Annotated in this window: 16 protein-coding genes; 1 reads left to right on the top strand and 15 read right to left on the bottom strand. The window is 61.1% G+C overall.

What is annotated here, in order from left to right:
- Nucleotides 1-8: 8 nt before the first annotated feature.
- The 14 genes from SJI03_RS15775 to SJI03_RS15710 all read right to left on the bottom strand — a co-directional run bounded on the left by SJI03_RS15775 (nt 9) and on the right by SJI03_RS15710 (nt 15,889).
- Complete coding sequence (locus SJI03_RS15775; RefSeq protein ID WP_034785835.1) at nt 9-437, bottom strand: hypothetical protein; 429 nt, start codon at nt 435-437, stop codon at nt 9-11.
- Nucleotides 438-505: 68 nt separating this feature from the next.
- Nucleotides 506-1,828, bottom strand: coding sequence for a hypothetical protein (locus tag SJI03_RS15770; protein ID WP_322427812.1), 1,323 nt, complete (start codon nt 1,826-1,828; stop codon nt 506-508).
- Nucleotides 1,829-2,683, bottom strand: coding sequence for a hypothetical protein (locus SJI03_RS15765; RefSeq protein WP_322427811.1), 855 nt, complete (start codon nt 2,681-2,683; stop codon nt 1,829-1,831). It lies immediately after the preceding gene.
- A gap of 394 nt (nt 2,684-3,077) precedes the next feature.
- Nucleotides 3,078-4,916, bottom strand: coding sequence for a hypothetical protein (locus SJI03_RS15760; RefSeq protein ID WP_322427810.1), 1,839 nt, complete (start codon nt 4,914-4,916; stop codon nt 3,078-3,080).
- Complete coding sequence (locus SJI03_RS15755; protein WP_322427809.1) at nt 4,916-5,746, bottom strand: hypothetical protein; 831 nt, start codon at nt 5,744-5,746, stop codon at nt 4,916-4,918. Before SJI03_RS15755 ends, SJI03_RS15760 begins: the two co-directional genes overlap by 1 nt.
- Entirely contained in the window at nt 5,743-6,231 is a 489-nt protein-coding gene (locus SJI03_RS15750) for a DUF4376 domain-containing protein (RefSeq protein ID WP_322427808.1), read from the bottom strand. The genes SJI03_RS15755 and SJI03_RS15750 overlap by 4 nt, the downstream gene beginning before the upstream one ends.
- A complete protein-coding gene (locus SJI03_RS15745; protein ID WP_322427807.1) occupies nt 6,231-7,712 on the bottom strand; it encodes a hypothetical protein in 1,482 nt (493 codons plus the stop codon). The genes SJI03_RS15750 and SJI03_RS15745 overlap by 1 nt, the downstream gene beginning before the upstream one ends.
- The gene (locus SJI03_RS15740; protein ID WP_322427806.1) at nt 7,709-9,178 is read right to left on the bottom strand and encodes a hypothetical protein; all 1,470 of its coding nucleotides are present in this window, start codon (nt 9,176-9,178) and stop codon (nt 7,709-7,711) included. The genes SJI03_RS15745 and SJI03_RS15740 overlap by 4 nt, the downstream gene beginning before the upstream one ends.
- Nucleotides 9,175-12,453, bottom strand: a complete 3,279-nt coding sequence (locus SJI03_RS15735; RefSeq protein ID WP_322427805.1) for a hypothetical protein — start codon at nt 12,451-12,453, stop codon at nt 9,175-9,177. The genes SJI03_RS15740 and SJI03_RS15735 overlap by 4 nt, the downstream gene beginning before the upstream one ends.
- A 51-nt stretch (nt 12,454-12,504) precedes the next feature.
- Complete coding sequence (locus SJI03_RS15730; RefSeq protein WP_158301243.1) at nt 12,505-12,717, bottom strand: hypothetical protein; 213 nt, start codon at nt 12,715-12,717, stop codon at nt 12,505-12,507.
- Between the two features lie 131 nt (nt 12,718-12,848).
- The gene (locus tag SJI03_RS15725; RefSeq protein ID WP_034751875.1) at nt 12,849-13,292 is read right to left on the bottom strand and encodes a hypothetical protein; all 444 of its coding nucleotides are present in this window, start codon (nt 13,290-13,292) and stop codon (nt 12,849-12,851) included.
- Between the two features lie 74 nt (nt 13,293-13,366).
- A complete protein-coding gene (locus SJI03_RS15720; RefSeq protein ID WP_099378776.1) occupies nt 13,367-14,572 on the bottom strand; it encodes a phage tail tube protein in 1,206 nt (401 codons plus the stop codon).
- A 339-nt stretch (nt 14,573-14,911) separates the two neighbouring features.
- Complete coding sequence (locus SJI03_RS15715; RefSeq protein WP_322427804.1) at nt 14,912-15,454, bottom strand: hypothetical protein; 543 nt, start codon at nt 15,452-15,454, stop codon at nt 14,912-14,914.
- 18 nt (nt 15,455-15,472) lie between these two features.
- Complete coding sequence (locus SJI03_RS15710) at nt 15,473-15,889, bottom strand: FeoC-like transcriptional regulator (protein WP_099378774.1); 417 nt, start codon at nt 15,887-15,889, stop codon at nt 15,473-15,475.
- A 149-nt stretch (nt 15,890-16,038) separates the two neighbouring features.
- Here SJI03_RS15710 and SJI03_RS15705 point away from each other — a divergent pair, with 149 nt between their 5' ends.
- Nucleotides 16,039-16,752 carry a S24 family peptidase gene (locus tag SJI03_RS15705; protein WP_099378773.1) on the top strand — a complete coding sequence of 238 codons (714 nt, stop codon included), beginning with the start codon at nt 16,039-16,041 and terminating at the stop codon, nt 16,750-16,752.
- A gap of 44 nt (nt 16,753-16,796) precedes the next feature.
- Here the strand turns inward: SJI03_RS15705 and SJI03_RS15700 are convergent, their stop codons facing one another.
- Nucleotides 16,797-18,683, bottom strand: coding sequence for a propionate--CoA ligase (locus SJI03_RS15700; protein WP_322427803.1), 1,887 nt, complete (start codon nt 18,681-18,683; stop codon nt 16,797-16,799).
- Nucleotides 18,684-18,717: the final 34 nt, after the last annotated feature.

The raw sequence follows: 18,717 nt of genomic DNA, 5'->3' as shown, positions 1-18,717 counted from the left end.
CGCGCCTGTCACAGCATGCCCCGCACATCCTTGACTGCAGCGGCCGCATCAGCCGCCAGTTCGCCGATATCCTTGCCACGCCGCTTGTCGAACCAGCGCACGCAGGCGCCCAGCACCCACCAAGCGGGCAAGCCTGCCGCCACCATCAGCGGCGCGGCGATGAACAAAAACCCCGTGGCCGGGTCGCCGCCGTACAGGCCCGCCACGGTCTTTGCACTGTCGAACAGGCTGGGCCACCACGACAGCACGGCGGCCACGAGCACGGGACCGAGAAAGGTGGAAATGATAATGCTGGAACAAAAACGAATAAATGCCTCCTTGGTGGACTGGGGCCACATGAACATGAAGCCCAGCGACGTGGCGGCGGCGCCGGCCAGCACGGGCACGCCAAACAGTTTGATCAATGCGCCGCCGGCGGCGGTGGTTTCGAGGGCCATGGTTGCCTTTCAGGTGGTGGAAATGAAAAAACCCGCCGAAGCGGGTTTGGATGTTGCAAGCACAATCTTTATGCCACCTTCACGATTACACGGGCGCGCCCATCGTCTTCGATTGCGATGACCTTGCCGATGGCGCGCATGTATTGCTGGAGTGTCAAGTCCTCCTCATTGATAGCAGTGCCTGCGATGCCATCACCATGCTGTACCGGCACGATGAACTGGCCTGGAACTGCCCCCTGGATATTGCATGGCACCTGGCCGGCGAAAGCGATACGGTCCACCATCTGGCGCAGCGCTTCGAGTGCCGCGTCGAAGGCAAGTCCGGGAGCCTGCCGCGCTGCCCACTCTTCATCGGTATCGCCCGCGAGCGGCACTTCGCGATACACGGCAGCCTTGGCGGGAATCGCCGGCGTGATCAGGGTGAGGCCATCGTAGACGGCCTCGACAGCTGGTTGCGCCTCGCTGACCAGCTGCGATTCGACGCTACCGGGGGTACGCGTCACGGATGGCGGACGGGGGCCGAGCCGCTGCGACCATTTGTCGCCGCCTACCATGCAGGGATCGGTGGATTTCACGACAAACGAGATGGCCTCGGCCCAGCGATCGGTAAGCTTGCCATTCGCGCCGATGCCGATCAACTGACCTGGTACGATGACTGTACAGTCAGGTGCCTTGAACATGTACTCTGCATAGTCGGCGCCGCCAGCGTTGATCGTCCCGCTGACGTTAATGCTACGCCCCGTGATGGTGCTCGCATTTATAGACGCGCTACACGCCGAAGCGGAACCCATTGCCCCTGACGAAACATAGAACGTCGTGCAGTTTGGGATCCTGAGGTTAATCTTCCCCTGCGACTGGTCCCCTCCTCCTATGATACTTTCGCTCTCCATCGCTGAAATGGGGCCGACTTGTATCGCACTGGAAACGATCCGTGCCGATGAAGACAGGGTGCCTCGAACTGCTAAATCTCCTGCCCCGCTGATGACCATCAGATCAGCACTTTCCAAGTTGCTCTTGACATCAATTGCACGCAGGCGCAGGTCGTATGACACGCAGGTGTACGTGCCATTAGATGTGGGCCGACCAGATGACGTGTACCACCTGAACTGCCCCTGATACGATAAACCATTTGTCCCCCCGACCCCTAGCGCCGCCACCAGCGATGGCGATGTGCCTCCCTGATGCGCCGCACCACGCAGCATCGTGGGCGCGTCCCCGGGGGCCGGGGCGCCAGGAGTCACAAATGCAAGACTGCTGAAGCTGACGATCGGCCCAGATAAATTGCCGCCCGTCAGTGGCAGCGCATTGTACGGTCCCGCCGCAAATGCCCGATCCATTTCGTTCAATTTCTCGTTGACGTTAGGCATACCGTCATAAAATTTATCAGCCATTTAAATTCCTTCAATTTGTAGTGCGGCAGAATAAGTGTCAAAGTACGGCGTAGCCACAGCATCGATATTGCTGACCTTGCCATACAGCATGTAGTCCTGTTCTCCCAACGGATCCGGATTTTCCGGGAACAGGCTGAACAGCATCGGCTTGCCCTTGCCGTTCTCGCGCAGGATGCGCATGAAGCGGGCGCGGTCCATCGGTGTCAGGTGCGTCAGATTGATGCTCAGCTTGTCGCTAGTCGTGCCCAGCGCGGTTTTCAGGTTGCCTGCACCCGTTCGGTAATTTTCACTGCTATCCTGCGTCTGCAACTGGGCGCCGTAATCGGCGTTATATTGCGGTGACCAGTAGTTGCCCACCACCAGACGCGAGATTTCCAGGTAGCCTTCCGGGCTTTGTGGCGCAGACACGTCGATCACTATCTGGCGCACGCGCACCGGCGCGAACCATGTCACGCCGTCAGAGCCGCCGCCGCGCGGCCAGGTGTTCACACCGCCCCACTGGTAAGCGTTCCAGCCGAGCGGCAGCACACCCCAAGGATAGGATCCATGCACAGCAGCTGGACACGGGAAGATGCTGCCTGTGTCGAATACCGGCACGGCGTCGCCCGGCCGGGCATAACCGCGCACGCGCATGCGCGCGCTACTGGTCATATTGGTGGAAATCAGCGCCACGCAGGCGATGGACTCCTGTGTCGGCCATATAGCTGAAATGGTCTGCGCCGTGCCGACGGCGCGCAGCACGGCATTCTTGCTGTCGCGCTGTAGGTTGGCCGGGCCCAGTTCGCCGGTTTGACTTAATGCAGTCAACACCGCGCGATCAGCGGCATTGTCGTGGATGATGCGAAGATTTCTCATGGCAGCATTGCCCCTTCCAGGATGAGGTAAGTGGTTGGTGAAATCAACCCAGTGGTAACGCCGATAGGCTCGGTGGCGGTATATCAACAGCGCTGCCTCGGCACCATCACCTCGACTATCTCGGTACCGGACGTGTGGCGCCACATACTCCGATAGAACTCGGCGCGCCAGCGATTGGTGCCGCCGCTGGGATCGTATGACGGGTCGGAGGTTGGGCAGCCCATCACGACAGGCGGGATCAGCGGCGGGATCGTCATGACAACCCCATTTGCTACACAAGATGCGAGCGGAAACTCAACGCGCCGTCGGCGCTAGTTTCGAGGGCCATGGTTGCCTTTCAGGTGGTGGAAATGAAAAAACCCGCCGAAGCGGGTTTGTGGTGACTGCTGTTTTGCTACACGACCTTGACCATCACATAGGCCCGGCCGTCGGGTTCAATCGATATCACGCGACCGACGGCATCGAGGTACTGCGAATGCGTGAGGTCTGCCTTGCAGACGGGAATACCCATGATGCCGGCGCCGTCCTGGACCGGCACGATGTAGTCGCCCGGCTGGGCGCCCAGCACGTTCACCGGCACGCGGCCGGCGATGGCGATGCGGTCGACCTTTTGGCGCGCGACTTCCAGGGCGGCGTCGAATGCGGCCATGGCTTCGGCGTCCTGCTGCACGGCGACGTTGTGGGTGGCCAGTGCAGCACCATAGGTGGCCTGCTTTACCGCCCATTCGTCGTCGCTGTCGCCCGGCTCGGTTACCACGTCCTCGTATTCGGGTGGGTTGGTGCCAGGTACTGCCTGCTGCGCGACCACATCTTTACTGCGGAGGGGTTGAGTCGGCACAGGCCCTGCCTGGGGCGCTGGGCGCTGCCCTACGTCATTCGCCCAGGAATCACCACCAACAAACGAGGGTGCGGTCGATTTGATCGAGAACATAACGGCATCGGCCCACAGATCGGTGACCTTATTTCCCGCAGTGATACCGACAATCTGGCCTGGAGCTACGATGCCGCACATCGGGCTTTTGAAAATATATTCAGCATAGTCATTACCCATCGTATTGACCGTGCCTTTGTTATTACTGCTGCGTCCAGTGACAGTATTAGCCATTACGATCATTGCTGCGTTCGCTGTGTTACCCCAGTCCCCATCGCACCTTCGGAACCCAGCCGAATTAGACACAACCAAAATATCAGCGCCCTGCACTCCATCCTGCGCTATGGTATGGGAATAAGTCGCGGCTACTTCAGTCGGAGTACCCGCCCGAAGTCGCGGTATATAGATTTGCCCATCTCCTGAGATGGAAAGCAATGTTCCAGAGTGATTTCCAGAACCAGCATCGAAGGCCTTGAGGCGCATACGATAGCCCTGATAGTATGGTACGTTGTTACCGGCAGAAACATCCCAATGAAATGTTCCCGGATACGCAAGGCCAGCTATACCGCCTATACCCAGTGTCAGCATATTCCGATATGCGCCACCGGCCATTGTATTTTCTTCGCTGCCCGAGTTAAGGAATGATGTGCTGGTGCCACCGTTTCCAACAAATACGGTAGACCTGAACATAGTGGCTGCAGTAGATGTATTAGTCTCCGCAGGTGCAACCCCCCTGTATCTTGGCGGATAGGCCGCAGTATTTCCCGAGTCATACACCATTGTTCCAGCGGGCGTCGCTGTCACTGATACTGGCTGTGCGTATGTTGTGGCGGTAAAGCCCTGCAGACTAAATGACGCAGAACCAAACGTCCCGGCTCGGAAATTCAAGTACACCTCAAAAGTTCCGTTCACTTGCTGAAAAACCTGTATCCGCGCGTTTATCGAAATGGTGCCATTAAACGTCGAATCGTAGTAAAAGCCACCCCGGACACCCAGCATGAGGACGAAGGGGGAACTGGCGTTTGCTGCCCAGCTATCATTCAATACCCCGTCAATGCGCAGATGCTGTGCATTGGAGCTGCTATCCATGGCAAATGTGGCAATCCGATACCAGAGGTCTGTCGGGGGGTTTTGTCCAATGTAGCTGTATCCATATTTATTGGTAACGCCCACCGCCACAGGAGAATTTGTTGCAATTGGGATGTTCGGATCAAGCCACACCGGATTCATGAATCCATTCGGCCCGCCCACCGGCGACATGCCCACCTTCGGCGCATACGACGCCACCACAGCGCCGCGCCCCGCCAGCTCGTTCAAACGCTGGATAGTATCCTTCTGGCCATAGTAAAAAAAATCGCTCATTACAACTCCTCTATTTCGATGTTAGTGGCATATGCCTGTAAAGATGGCGTGGTGATGGCGGCCAGATTGGCCAGGCGGCCATACACCTGATGCGCCTGCTCCAGCTCGACATCGTCGCTGTCGGGAAACAGGCTGATGAAAAGCGGACGCGACAAGCCGTTGCCGCGCACGATGCGCCACAACTCGGCCCGGTCCAATGGCGTCATGTGATCAAGCGCCAGCGACAGCTTGCGATACATCACGCCCCGCTCCACCCTTTGTTCGCCAGCGCCATTGCGGTACTGGCTGCTGGTATCGACCGGCGTGACACCCGCGCCATACGAAGCGTTCTGTTCGGGCCGCCAGTAGGCGCCCGCCACCAGGCGCGCGGCCTCAATGTAGCCGGCAGGGTTGTCGGGGTCGCTCAGGTCAATCACCAGTTTCCTGATGCTGCGCATCTGGAACCAGCAACGGGCGTAGGTACCGCCGCCGTAACTATAGGCATTCAAGCCCAGCGGCAGTGCCCCCCAATCCCACATGCCCAGCCTCGCATACTCACATGCTGGCATGACACCCGTATCGAATGCAGACGCGACGTCGCCAGGCTCGACGTAGCCGCGCACGCGGATGGTAGCCCCTGAGGTCAGGTTGCAAAACGGCAGGGCCGCGCCACCGACGATTTCTGGAATCAACCAGATCGCCGTGATGGTCAGCGTCGCACCTACCGAACGCAGCACTGAAGATTTACCTTCGCGCTGCAGGTTGTTCGGTCCCAATGCACCAGCCTGGCTGGATGCCGTCAACACCGCGCGATCACCGGCGTTGTCGTAAATGATGCGCAAGTTGCTCATGCGTCCCCCTGCACTGGCCAAACGATGGCATCAAGCTCTTCGAAGGAAGTCGCGGCGGCGATCTGTCCACGCAACTGAAGAGCAATCGCGAACGCCTCGGCAACGTGCGCCCCCAGCGCGGCGCCGACGGCGATCATTCCGGCCGCATCGAGTGTCAGGTTGGTGTTATCAGACAAGATCCAGTCGATGCTATATGGCTGGCCGGCAGCCTGCGCCATCAGGGCCAGCTGCGCGGCTCCAACGATGCGGTCCTTGTCAGCCTGATACATGGCGCCACAGCAAACAAAATCCGCAGACTCGGCAAGCGCGCGCACCTGCTTGATGCGCTCCCAGGTAGCAGCCTTGACGCTATCCAGCGTTCTTGCATCTATCCATATGTCTGCCTTCGCATCGTATTCGTGATGCTCGCTGGGCTGGGGCTGTATCGTCCTTCCTGTGCGCTCGTTTGTTTGAGTGCCGTCACTGTTGACAATGATTGTTTCCATTAAAAATTCCTTGCGATCACAATCGCCTGACATTGTTTAACATAGAGCTTGCCTCTGTCTGCAGCGGTAAGGTAAGCATTGGTGCCGGAAACGCCGAACTGGACGGTGTCACCCACGTTGATGTCCAAGGTAAGTCCGTAGACGGTTGCGGCAGGGCCATCGCCGCCCTGCCGCTCCTGGACTCCGCTCATCCAGAGCCAGTTCCCGCCATTGATGCGGTACCAGATGCTCAGTTGATCGTCGACCACCGCCGTGCAAACGATTGAAAAGAAAACGGTGCCAGAGCGGATACGGAGCGCGGCAGGCCACTCTGGAGCGTTGTGCTTGAACAGTACTTCCAGATTCGTAAATACAGCCGCGGAATTGAGCGACGAAGCCTCAATGAATACTCCGGATGCGGACGACTGCAGGGAAATCGATGGATAACCGGGTTCAAAAAATGCCGTTGCAGCGGAGGCAGTGCCAACAGACACGCGCGCAGATGAAAGGTCGCCAGAGAATGTACCTTTCACAGCGTCCAGCTCACCGGAAAATTTTCCTTTGGCTGCATCCAACACACCGGCAAAACTGCCCTTCGCCGCTTTTAACTCTCCCGAGAAGGTGCCCTTGACGCCGTCCAGGTTGCCGCTAAAAACGGCGCTGCCATTGACGATGGAAAATCCTGGCGCGTAGATATTTCCTGCCGCATCGATTTGCACATACTTTCCCAGCGCTGGATTGCCAAACAGCAATCCGTTCTCGCTCAGGTGGAAGCCGCTACCGCCATTGCTTGGCCATGCATAGGCATTATTGGGATAACCACTACCGCCATGCAGCGTCGCGCTGTAGATATCGCCTGCCGTCACCTTGCCAAGATCAGCACTGATCGCGCTCAACTGCCCCACCTTGAGCGCATTCAAATACGGCGCCGACCACTTGGTGGTGCCGCTGGCCGGATTGAAAATTCCGTCCGAACGGTACAGCGATTCGCCGGCGCCAAACAGCGGCGGCGAACCTTCCCACACCGTGCCGGCGCCCCAGGTATCAATCGGCGGATAGGATGTTGCGCCCTGCGTGCTGAGCGTCGCTGGCGCGCTGGCCAGTGACAGCAAACTGGTCTTGCTGTAGCAGATCCGTGCCGAGTTTCCCGTCACGCCGTCGAAAATCTTGCTGACCGTCTGGCTAGCCGTGTAAGTCAGGCCGTCGGCCACGATGCTGGCCGTGACCGTCACGCTGTCGCCCACCATGCCGGCATATGTCAGCGTGGCCACGTTGCCGACGCGCGTCAGCACGCTGGCGTTGCTGGCGGTGAATGTCACCTGGCCCTGCATATTCACCAGGCCTGCCGTGAAATCGATGCTGGCAGGAGCGGCAATTGTCGTGGCGGCCACCTTGAACGCCTGCGCTGTGGCGGCCAGCAGCAGCACGCGGTCGTTGGCCGGTGCGAAGCGCGGCACGGTATTCATGATCAGCCTGTCGCGTTCCCCCACTATCGCGCTCATGCCAGCACCCCCACCGTCACTCGGCCCGTCAGCCAGAAACGCGACAGCATCACCACCACGCCCGGCACGCCGTCCTGCAAGCCAAAGCGTTCAGCGCGCAATTGCACGGGCTGCCCCAGTTCCAGCATCATCATCTCGGGTTCTCCATCAAATTCGTAAATGGTGCGCGGTACCTTGCTCAAGGCCAGGCGCCGCTGCGCTTCCGCGCGGGCATCGGCCCGCGTCTTCAGGCACGTATCGATCTGCACCGGGTCGTCGGAGAGGCGGTAACGCGTGCGCACCGCCGCGTCGACCACCGTCTCCGTCAGCCATTCCGTGGCATACAAATCCGCATGCGCGGGCGGAATGCTGGTCGTCAGGGCGGCTTGCAGCGTCCAGTTCCGGTCGAAGCCGATCTTCACGGCGGCCGTCACCGGAAGACGCTGCGCGGGACGCAGCGAGCGTTCGCGCATCTGCTCCGGACCGATCGCCACAGGCACGCCGGCGGCCGGCAACGCGATCTGCACCAGGCGCAACTGGCCGGTGCGCGACATGATCGCCTGGGCGCCCACGCTGGCCGCCAGTTGCTGAATCGCCTGCGCCTGGTTCGTGCGATCCGCTACATACAACCCCACCGGTTGCGGGTGGGACGCATCGAAAGCGGTCAGGTTGTCCAAGTCCAGGTCAGCCAGGGTAAAACGGTCGGCTGCCTTGCCATAGGCCGTGGCGATGCGCTGCACCAGCGGCGCGATGCGCGGCGCATAGCCGCCGCCCTTGTCACCCTGCACGCTGGCCGTGATCGTGGTGGAAAACGGATCGGTAGTCAGGTTGAAGCGACCCGCCTGGTTATTCAAGGCCACAGCAATCGGCTTGCCGTTGGTGCGCACTTCAAACGTCGATTCGACCGCGCCAAGAAAACCGTACTCCAAAGTGGCGGGATTGGTCAGCAAGGGCGTCACGTTGTGGCACTCGCCGAAGGGTATCGGCAGGATGGCGTCCTTGTTCGGCGTCGTGCCACCCAGCTTCGCCTCGGAAATCGGCGTATTCAGGCGCTGCAGCTTGTCGCGCAGTACCAGGTTGACCGACTCGCGCCCCGCACTGGCCACGTCGGCGATGATGCCGTCGAAGACCAGCCGGAAGTCGGCGCGTGGCCACGATGCATCGCCGGCCCAGGCCTTGAGCGGCCGGTTCATCCAAACGTCGTCCAGCCAGCCATCGAGCGCGCCGTCGGCGTTATCAAGTTCGATATCGCCGCCCGACAACCCCGCCTCGCCGGACAGGCTGACCTGTTCCGTGAAGGCCAGGCCGCCCTTGGCCAGCGGCTGGTACGCGGTATTCGCCGGCACCTCAAGCGGCCCGGTCACGTAGGGCCGCGAAGCGATATACCGCGTCACCTCGCTGCCGGCCACATTCACCTGCGCCTCGATCAGCACCATGCGGATGGCCGACGGGCTTTGCAGCCATTCCTGAAATTGCGCATCGGTCATGCGTATTCTCCTTTCACTGCATTGGCCCAGGCGGATGCCCGGGACGATTTGTCCACGCCATCGACCACCGTCCTGGCGGCATTGGCGTTCGATTCAAAGGTGGCCTGGATGGTGGCGCCCGTTTGCGCCCGCTGGTCGGCGCGCAAGCCTTCCAGCTCCACGCGCATGGCCTGGTTGTCTTCGCGCAGGCCACGGATTTCGGCCATCAGTACGTCGGAGCCGACGTTCGCCGCCGACGAGTAGCGCACGGGGTCGAAGACCGCCGCTGTCACGGGAGAAGTCATCGCGGCAAGCGCGACCACCACGGGAGGATTATTCAGTTTCACGCCCAGGTCCGCCGCACCGCCCATCGCCGCCCGCAGGCCGGCAATGGCCTGTGCCACCGTCAGCACGCTGTCGTTGATGGTGATCAAGCCCGATACCTGGGCATTGAGCGCATCCAGGCTGGCCTGCTGCACGTCGACCTGCGCGGCAGCCCACTTCAACGCTTCCTTGTTCGCTTCCACCACGCGGGCATAATCGGCCGCATAGCGGGCGTCGGAAGCGTTGACCACTTGCGACGCCGTCAAAAATGCCTGCTCGGCGGCGGACAGCCCCGATTGCGCCGTGGTATCGCCCGCATTCGCGGCAGCCAGGGTCTTCTCGAACTGCGCCCGCGCCTCGGCGTACTTTTGCTCCGGCGTGAGCGTCGACTGTGCGCCCAGCGCCATGCTGGCATTGAGCCCGTTCAAGGTCGTCACCCACGATTTCGATTTCTCCAGCGCCGACTTGGCCGCCGCAGATTCCGTTTCATAAGCCTTGGCCAGCGCATCCTTTGCACTGGTCACCGCCTTGACAGCCTGGATCTGGTCGAACAATCCGCGATTACTATCGGCGATGCTGGCGCGCTGAGCAGCCAGCAGCTGCGCTTCAGTTTTCGTCAGTTCGTTCAACTGCTGCTGCATATCCTTGCGTTCGCTGGCGATGTCGCTGGCCGACTTGCTCACTTCGGCCAGCTCGCCGGTAACGGCGGCTAGGTCGGCCGCATAATCGGCAGCGGTCTTGAACGGCTCAGCAAGGGCCAACAAGGATGCGTACAGCTCTGCAGCCCCATTCCGGCCCGTTGCCACGCCATCGGCAGCCGACAGTACTGCAGCCTTGAAGCCATCCATCGTCGTCACTCCAGCCAGACCCAGTTTGCCCATGGTCTCATTGACCGACTTGGTAATCGGCGCCAGACGTTCCGCTTCGGTCAGGAAGTTTTCCACGAAAAACCCCGTACCACTTGTGAGTTTGTCGATGCCACCAGCCGCGTCGATCAGATGTTCGCTCAACTTCACAGCGCCCAGGCCTGTCGTATTGAACGATCTGCCCAGTACGGCCAGCACATCCGTCACTTGCATGTAGTCATTCGCAACGCGCGCCAAGGTTTCCAGATAACCCTCGCCGACCTTCTGGTACTGTTCCAGGCCGCCCATACCAAACTTGGCCATATCGTCGCCCAGCTTGGAGAATGCGGCTTCCAGCGCTTTCTGAATCTCGTCGCCCTTCAGGTCCTTCAGCGAGATCTTTCCCAGATCGACCACGAAGGACCTCAACCGCGCGTTGAATGCATCACCGCCCATTCCCAGCATGCCGGCTGCCGCCTTGACGGTGTCGGACAGACCGAGGATGACTTTGCTGAACTGATCGTTTGCTTCGCGGTCAAGGCTACTCAAGGCCGTACGTTTCTTATCACTGGAAAACCAGCCACCCGACGTCTTGGTATCCGTGTACTGACTGGCCGATACGCCTCCCGCCTGAATGCTGTCCAGCGTAGCCTTGTTCAACATCAGGCCCGTGTCGATCGTCGTCGTTTTACCGCCGAAGATAGAGCCAAGGATTCCGCCCGTGATTTTTCCTACCAGGCCCCCCGTCAGCTTATCGAGTGTCAAGCCAATGACGCCGCCCGTGATGGCAACGCCAAGTGCGGAAGAGCCAAACGTCGCCGCGCTGCCCTTGCTATCCGGCGCCATGGCGCCCGTCACGCCGGAATTGCGCACCAACAGTCCGCCCAAGCCACCAATGCCCGCTGCCACCTGGCGCAGCGAGTAAGCCATCGAGGCGGAGTACGCAAGCCCGAGTCCGGAGTTTTTCTCCATGATTTCCAGCGAATTCGCAATCGAATTACTCTTTGCGCTGCTGTCGCCCAATACCGTGCCCGTGCCAGTTGCCGCCTGCCGGTCCTTGGCCGAAGTATCGGCACCACCACCGCCGGAAACGGCGACGCCGATGGCCATCAGCATGCCGGCCACCATGGCGAATGCGCCGATATTGGCTGGAAATGGCGCAGCCAGCGAAGCGGCAAGGGCCGACGTTCCGTAGGCGCTGGACTTGGCCGCTTCCGCAGCAGCCACCGGAGCGACAGATGCAGCAGTACTGGTAACTTCCGCAGTCGTCGCTGCTGTTTTCGCCGTTGTCATCAGGGTGATATTCGTCAGCTTTTCAAACAGCGACTTGGCATTCATGGCGAATTCATAGGCGCGAAAACCCTTTTCCACCTTTTCCATAACTTCATAGCCAGCCGAGTGCTCCTTGAAGTAGCCTTTCGCCGCCGTGGCCATTTCGCGGTATTGCCTGACCGTCGACATGTGTTTTTTGTCTTGTGCCTTGTCCTTGTCTTTGTCGGTCTTTGCCTCGCCCATCTCCTTGGAAAAAGTAAAATCGATATCATCCTGCGCCTTCGTGAATCCCAGCAAGGCAGTGGTCATTTTGCCGATGGTGTCGCCGACCTTGCCAAAAGCCGTCTCAAGTTTTTCAGCGAACGTCTTGGCAAATTCACCGGCCTCCTTCCACTCCGCCTCGCTATATTTGCGCGTGGGCGCCGCCGGTACCGCCTTTGCCTTGACATCGGCAGCCTCTTTACCCGCAGTGTCCAGCTTGTCCTGGCGCTGCTCTTCAAACGCAAACGCGCCATATTTGGCGCCTGCGCCGGCTGTGGCAGCGCTACCTGCGGCGCGGAAAGCCGCCAGCCGCGTATAGGCATTGCCCAGACCGTTGACCACCTTGAATACATCGGCCAGCGACTTCGCCTCGCCGGCATTCCATGCACCGAGGGCCTTCGACGCGGCGGTGGCCTCACGCGCCTGCTCCGCCTGAGCGCGCAACAATAGCGCCGACGATTCCGTCTCAGTATTGGCTACCTTCAGGCTCTCGGCCGCAGCCAGGCTGGCCTCGCTGATTGCTTTCAGCACTTGCACCGTATCCGTTGCCTTCGTCAAATCGATGACAAGTTTTAATTCTGTTATCTCTGGCATGTTTGGCCCATAAAAAAGGCCGCGCATGGCGGCCGGGTTGGAAAATGCGGGTCAGCCCGCCGCATGCTGGTGCGACAAAAACAGCGCGTCGAGCTGGTCCAGCAACTGGTGCTCGAACGGCTCGATGGCGATGGCGTGGCGCGCCTGCCAGGCGAGGATTTCCGTGCTGGCGATGGGGTTGACGGCCATGCCGTTCTGCCGCTTGCGGTTCAATTGCGCGAACCATTCCCACACGTGGGCCAGCTCGAACGGCATCGGCGGCATCGCCTCCTCGGGCGGTGCGCGGTACAGCGGATGGCGCCGGGCGGCGTCGATATGCTCGCCCTTGGCATGGCCATCGGCCGCCCGCGCGCCGCGCTCGAACTGGTGCCCGGCGTAGCGCAGCAGGCTGGCCGTCAGAGTTTCAAAAAATTCGACTCGTTTTCCAGCGCGGTGGTCACTTTTTCCTGCCAGGTCGGGTATTTTTCAAAGGCCGCTTCCAGCAGCGCCGGATCGAGCGGCACGGGTGCGCCGTTGCTCGTGAAGCCATACCAGCCCGTGACCACGGCCAGTGCCAGGCGTTTCTGGTTGCCGTCAATGGCTTGCACCAGCAGTTCCGCGCCTTCGTCGGTGGAGGCGTCGATGGCCGTCTTGCGACGTGCCGACTTCTTGTAGCCTTCGGCGCGCACGGCGTTGTTGGCGACGCGATATTGCTCACTGTTCTTGCCGACGATGGTCAGGCCGGCCACCGCTTCGCCATCCGCGTCGAAAATGACGGGCACGTCGAAGGTGACGGGAGTAGCCGCCGCGTGGATGTTGCCGATGTCGAAACCTGCCTGGATTTTTTGTGCGTTGTTCATATGTGCTGCTTTCTGGATGAATTAAAGGTAAAAAAGGCCGCCACGAAGGCGGCCCCGGTGCAGGCGCTAGCCGCTTACAGCGCGCTGTCCTGGATGGTCAAGGTGGTCGCTTCATGCTGCGCGTCCGTGCCCTTGTAGCGCAGGACGTCGAAGGCGCAGGTGACGATCTTGTTTTTCTCGCCGTCGTCGATCTTGGCCGAGGTGATCTTGATGCGGCCCATGGCCAGCGCCAGCACGTCAGCGGTCGGCGCCGTGCCCGACGCCATGGCGTAGGCCAGCGGGATTTCCGTCTCGGACTTGAAGTAGTCGAGATAGGTAGCGTCCTGCAGCAGCACCGTGAACTGGCCCGAACCCATCACCTTGCCGCGCGATGCGGCCGTGGCGTACTTCGAGCCGATCACCGGATCGACCTTGACCTGGCCGTCCAGTGAGACGGACATGCCGGTGCAGATCTGCGACGGGATGCCGTTCACCGACAGCATGGCCGTGGCGCCCGAGAATTTGCCGGTGCCCGGCGCGGCCAGCGGCGTGGGGAAATAAGGCGCGGCCGTGGTCGGACCTTCCGCCTTGCCCATCAGGGTGAAGTCCAGGCTGGTGATGCCGTTCGGCTGCACGGCGATATCCATCTTGCTGACCAATTGATCGACGAAGCTGCGGTGCACGCCGATCTTCGGATCCTGCACTTCGGCCGTGAACCAGTCGGTGGTATGACCGGTCAACGGGGTAAAACTGCGTTTGCCGACCGCCGCCACGCCGACCGAATCGCCGGCCGCCTTGACGATCATGGCGGTACCGTCCATGAACTGGCCATTCAGGTTGGTGGCCGTGACCGACGTGACGAAGAAGTTCTTCGCGTTGTTGGCGGCTGCCGGCGCCGTCATGCCGGTGATGCGCACAACGCTGCCGGCGCGGAAACCTTCCGCCAGCCAGGAGCCGGCGCTGCGGGTCAGGCCGGAGGCAGCGGCCGCGATGGTGGTTTGCGCGGCAGCGACGCCGCCCGCCGTGAAGTCGCGGCGCAGCAGCGCCGCCATCAGCGGCGCATACGTGCCGCACGCTGCTTCGGCCTTGATGGCGCCCGTGGTGCGGAAGTTGCCCAGGCGGGTATCGCCCTGCTGCTGGCTGGCGTCGATTTCGGCGCTCGCGTATTTGTCCGCTTCCGTGTCGAAGGTGGCCGTGACGCGGGGATAAATCTGGCCGCCGCCGGCGGCGGCCTTGCTGCCTTCGGCGCTTTGTTTGCTGATAACGATCAAGCTGTCGATGCCGTTTGCTGTCGATGCCATAGTTGTAAAACCTTTCGTGGGATAAAAAAAGACCGCCAGCGGCGGTCTTGGTGAAGGAACTGCGAATAATCGGGAAGACATATGAAAAACCCGCACGCGGTGAGGCGGCGGGCTGGCGTCCGGATGGCGTGGGGCCATGCCGGATGGAAGGTGGGCGAAGGGACCATGAAGGCCGTTCGCTGCGCTGAGTTCCCCTATCGGTGTCGCGCTGGAAGCGCGTCTATTACGAGTGGAGAAGCATGTGGTGTACTGCGGTATTCGCTGTGTTGCAGTTGCTGCGTGATCGAGACTCTATTCTAGGGGGCTTTTTTTCATCGCCGGGCATATTGCAAAAACTTTTTAGTGACCGAGGCGGCGCATGGCGCGGGCGCCGTGCGACTGGAAGATGCCTTCCAGTTCGCTGACCATGTCCTTGATGCGTTCGAGTTCGAAGCCGCCGGAGCAGCTGATGGCCGCTTCGCCGCCGCCGTGGCAAGCCTGGCAGACGACAGGTGCGCCGGCCTGCATGGCAGCGACGACGCCCGTACCATGGCAAACCTTGCATTTGCTGTCGAGCCAATGCGCGAGCGACGCTTCGGCCACGCGGCGGTACAAGGTATTGGCTGCCTGCGCATCCCAGGCAGTGTGCGCCTTGACCCAGCGCCGCGCGCGGCCCTTCTGCGTCACGGCCGCCGTCCAGGCGCGCAGCAACTGCGCCAGGTTGCCCGCATTGCCTTCAAACAGGCGGCTGACGGTGCCGTCCGCATATTTGACGCGGCACAGCAAGGCGCCCATGTCGCCGACCAGTGCGGCGGCCGCGATCACGTCCAGGTCGTGGTGGACGGCATCGTCGCGCAAGTTCTGCGACGACAGCGATGCGATGAATTTTTCTGCAAACCCCATGATTTCTCCTCGTTGATACTAATCGTTGTTCTGTGCCGGGCCAAACAGCGCCGCCACCAGCGGATCGCGGCGCGCCGTGCCGCGTGTCCAGCTGGCCGTGCGGCGCACTTGCGGCGGCAGTTCGGCCCAGCCATCGACCTCGTCATCCTGCTCGCCCAAGGCGTACAGGGCGGGCCGCTGGCGCCCCGGTTCCGTGCAGTGGCGCTGCGCCAGGTGGATCTGTCCCATCCCACACATGTGGCGCAAATAGCGGCTCATGGTGCCCGCATCGAGTCCCAGCAAAGCGGACAACTGCGCCGCGCTGGCCTGGCCCTGCTCGCGGATGTATTGCGCGATGCGGGCGATATGCAGCTGCGACTTCTTGCTGCGTCCCTGTAACTGGCGCCCCTGACGTGGCGCCGTCCTGCTTTCCACCAATTGACTGCTGTTCAACATCTGCCTGACCTCCCGTGGTGTCGCCAACCGGCAGACGCTGTAGTGCGTTTGCGACAGGCAACGAGTGGACTTTATCAATCGCTAATGTTAAAGTCAAGCATTTGGTAATTTATCAAACGGTAAATTTCAGGTTTAATGTGGAGATGAATATGTATCAATACAGACGCGACCGCCTGCTGGCCCTGATCCGCGAACACTACGACAACACGCGCAAAAAAATTTCCGACGTCAGTGGCTGGAGCGAGGCGCGCATCTCGCAAATCCTCTCGCCCACCTACCGCGAGGGACGCGCCTTCAGCGAAAAGATCGCGCGCAAGCTGGAAGCGGACTTGCAGCTGGGCAGCATGTATTTCGACCAGGGCGCGGCGCCCGACCAGGCGGCGCTGGCGGCACGCGCGCTGGCCGGCGTGCAGGCCGTGGTGGTAGAAGATGGCGAGGATGAACGCTTCTACCCGATCCGCAAGGTGAAACTGCGCCTGTCGGCAGGCATCACGGGCTTTGCCATCGAACCGGAAACGCACGACGGCAGCACCATCAGCGTGCCGCGCAGCTGGGTCGAACGCAATGGCTACCACCCAGAAAAACTGGTGGCGATCAAGGTCAAGGGCGAGAGCATGGAGCCGGCCCTGTACGAGGACGACGTGGTGATCATCAATACGGCCGACAACCGGCCGGCCGATGGCATTGTGTTTGCCATCAATTACGAAGGCGAGCCGGTGGTCAAGCGCATGGCGCGCGATATCGGCGAATGGTGGCTGACGTCGGACAACCCCGACCAGCGCAAATACCACCGCAAGCTGTGCCGCGGCAATGAATGCCTGATCGTGGGCAGGGTCGTGCGCAAGGAAAGCGACCGCATTTGAAAGCGAAATTTATCGATTGATAAACTTCACTTTCAATTGGACGTTTACGCCAGCGCTGCCTGGATTTGCTGCAGCGCGGCCGGGTCGTCCATCGACGTCAGGTCGCCCGGGCTGCGCCCTTCGCAGATAGCCTGGATCGAACGGCGCAGCAGCTTGCCCGAACGCGTCTTCGGCAGCTGCGGCACGAACAGCACGCGCGCGGGCCGCGCCACGGCGCCCAGCTGGCGGTCGACGACGGCCATCACTTCGCGCTCCAGCATGGCTTTCGCTTCAACGCTGTCGAAGCCCTGCGGGTCCTTCAGGATCACGAAGGCCATCGCCACCTGGCCTTTGAGCTTGTCCTCCACGCCCACGACGGCCACTTCCGACACGTTCGGATGGCTGGTGATGCTTTCCTCGATTTCGCGCGTGCCCAGGCGGTGGCCGGCCACGTTGATCACGTCATCGGTGCGGCCCAAAATAAAGTAATAGCCATCCGCATCGCGCAGGCCCCAGTCAAACGTGGAATACACTTGCCGGCCGCTGAAAGTGGACCAGTAGGTGTCGACGAAACGCGCATCGTCGCCGTAGACCGTCTGCATGCAGCCCGGCGGCAGCGGGCCTTCCAGCACCAGCACGCCCTTCTCGTTGGTGCCGCACTCCTCGCCCGTCGCTTCGTTGAGCAGCTTGACCTGGTAGCCGTACATGGCCAGGCCGGGACTACCCAGGCGCGTCGGCGTGTCCGCCACGCCTTTTGCCACCGAGAGGATCGGCCAGCCCGTCTCCGTCTGCCAGTAGTTGTCGATGATGTCCACTTTCAGCTCATCGGCGATCCATTGCGACGTGGTTTCATCGAGCGGTTCGCCCGCCAGGTACAGCGCCTTCAATGACGACAGGTCGTATTTGCGCATCAGTTCCACCGGATGCTTGCGCAGCACGCGGATGGCCGTCGGCGCCGAGAACATGCGCGTGACCTTGTATTTCTCGACGATGCTCCACCAGATGCCCGCATCGGGACAGATGGGCAAGCCCTCGTACAGGATGGTGGCCATGCCGGCGATCAGCGGGCCGTACACGATGTAGGAATGGCCCACCACCCAGCCGATATCCGAGGTGGCAAAGAAGGTTTCGCCGGGCTTGCCGCAAAACGTGTATTGCATCGACGACGCCAGCGCCACCGCGTAGCCGCCCACGTCGCGCTGCACGCCCTTTGGTTTACCCGTCGTGCCCGAGGTGTACAGCACATACGACGGCTCGTTCGCTTCGAGCCAGGTGACGGGCACCTGCGCGTCCAGGTGCTGCTCGCGCAGTGTCGCGTAATCGACGTCGCGGCCCGGCGTCAGTTCCATCGGCACCAGGTGGCGGTCGACCAGCAGTACCTGCTGCGGCTTGTGCGCGGCGATGCGGATGGCTTCGTCGAGCAGCGGCTTGTAGGCAATCGCCTTGCCATTGCGCGAACCCGCATCGGCGGAAAACACCAGCTTGGGCTGCGCATCGTCGATGCGGCTGGCCAGGCTGTTGGCGGCAAAGCCGCCGAACACCACGGAATGCACGGCGCCGATGCGCGCGCAAGCGAGCATGGCGAACGCCGCCTCGGCGATCATCGGCATGTAGATCAGTACGCGGTCGCCCTTGACGACGCCCAGCGACAGCAACATGGCGGCGCAGCGCTCCACTTCGCGCTGCAGTTCGCGAAAACTGTAGCTGCGCTCCGTGTTCGTCTCGGTGGAAATGGCGATCAGCGCGGCGGCATCGCCCTGGCTATCCACCCAGCGGTCCACGGCGTTGTGGCACAAATTGGTGGTGCCGCCGACAAACCACTTGGCGAACGGCGGGCGGGAATAATCGAGCACTTGCGAAAACGGGGTATGCCAGTCGATCTTGTCCGCTTCCTCGCGCCAAAAAGCATCAGGCGTGTCGATCGAGCGTTGATAAAATGCTGCGAAATCCATGTCTCCTCCGGTATGCGTGCATTCTTGTATCGGG

This window comes from Janthinobacterium sp. GMG1 (assembly GCF_034427795.1).
Lineage (GTDB): Bacteria > Pseudomonadota > Gammaproteobacteria > Burkholderiales > Burkholderiaceae_D > Janthinobacterium.
Note: the sequence above shows the minus strand (reverse complement) of the source record. Positions and strands in the feature narration are given on the sequence as shown.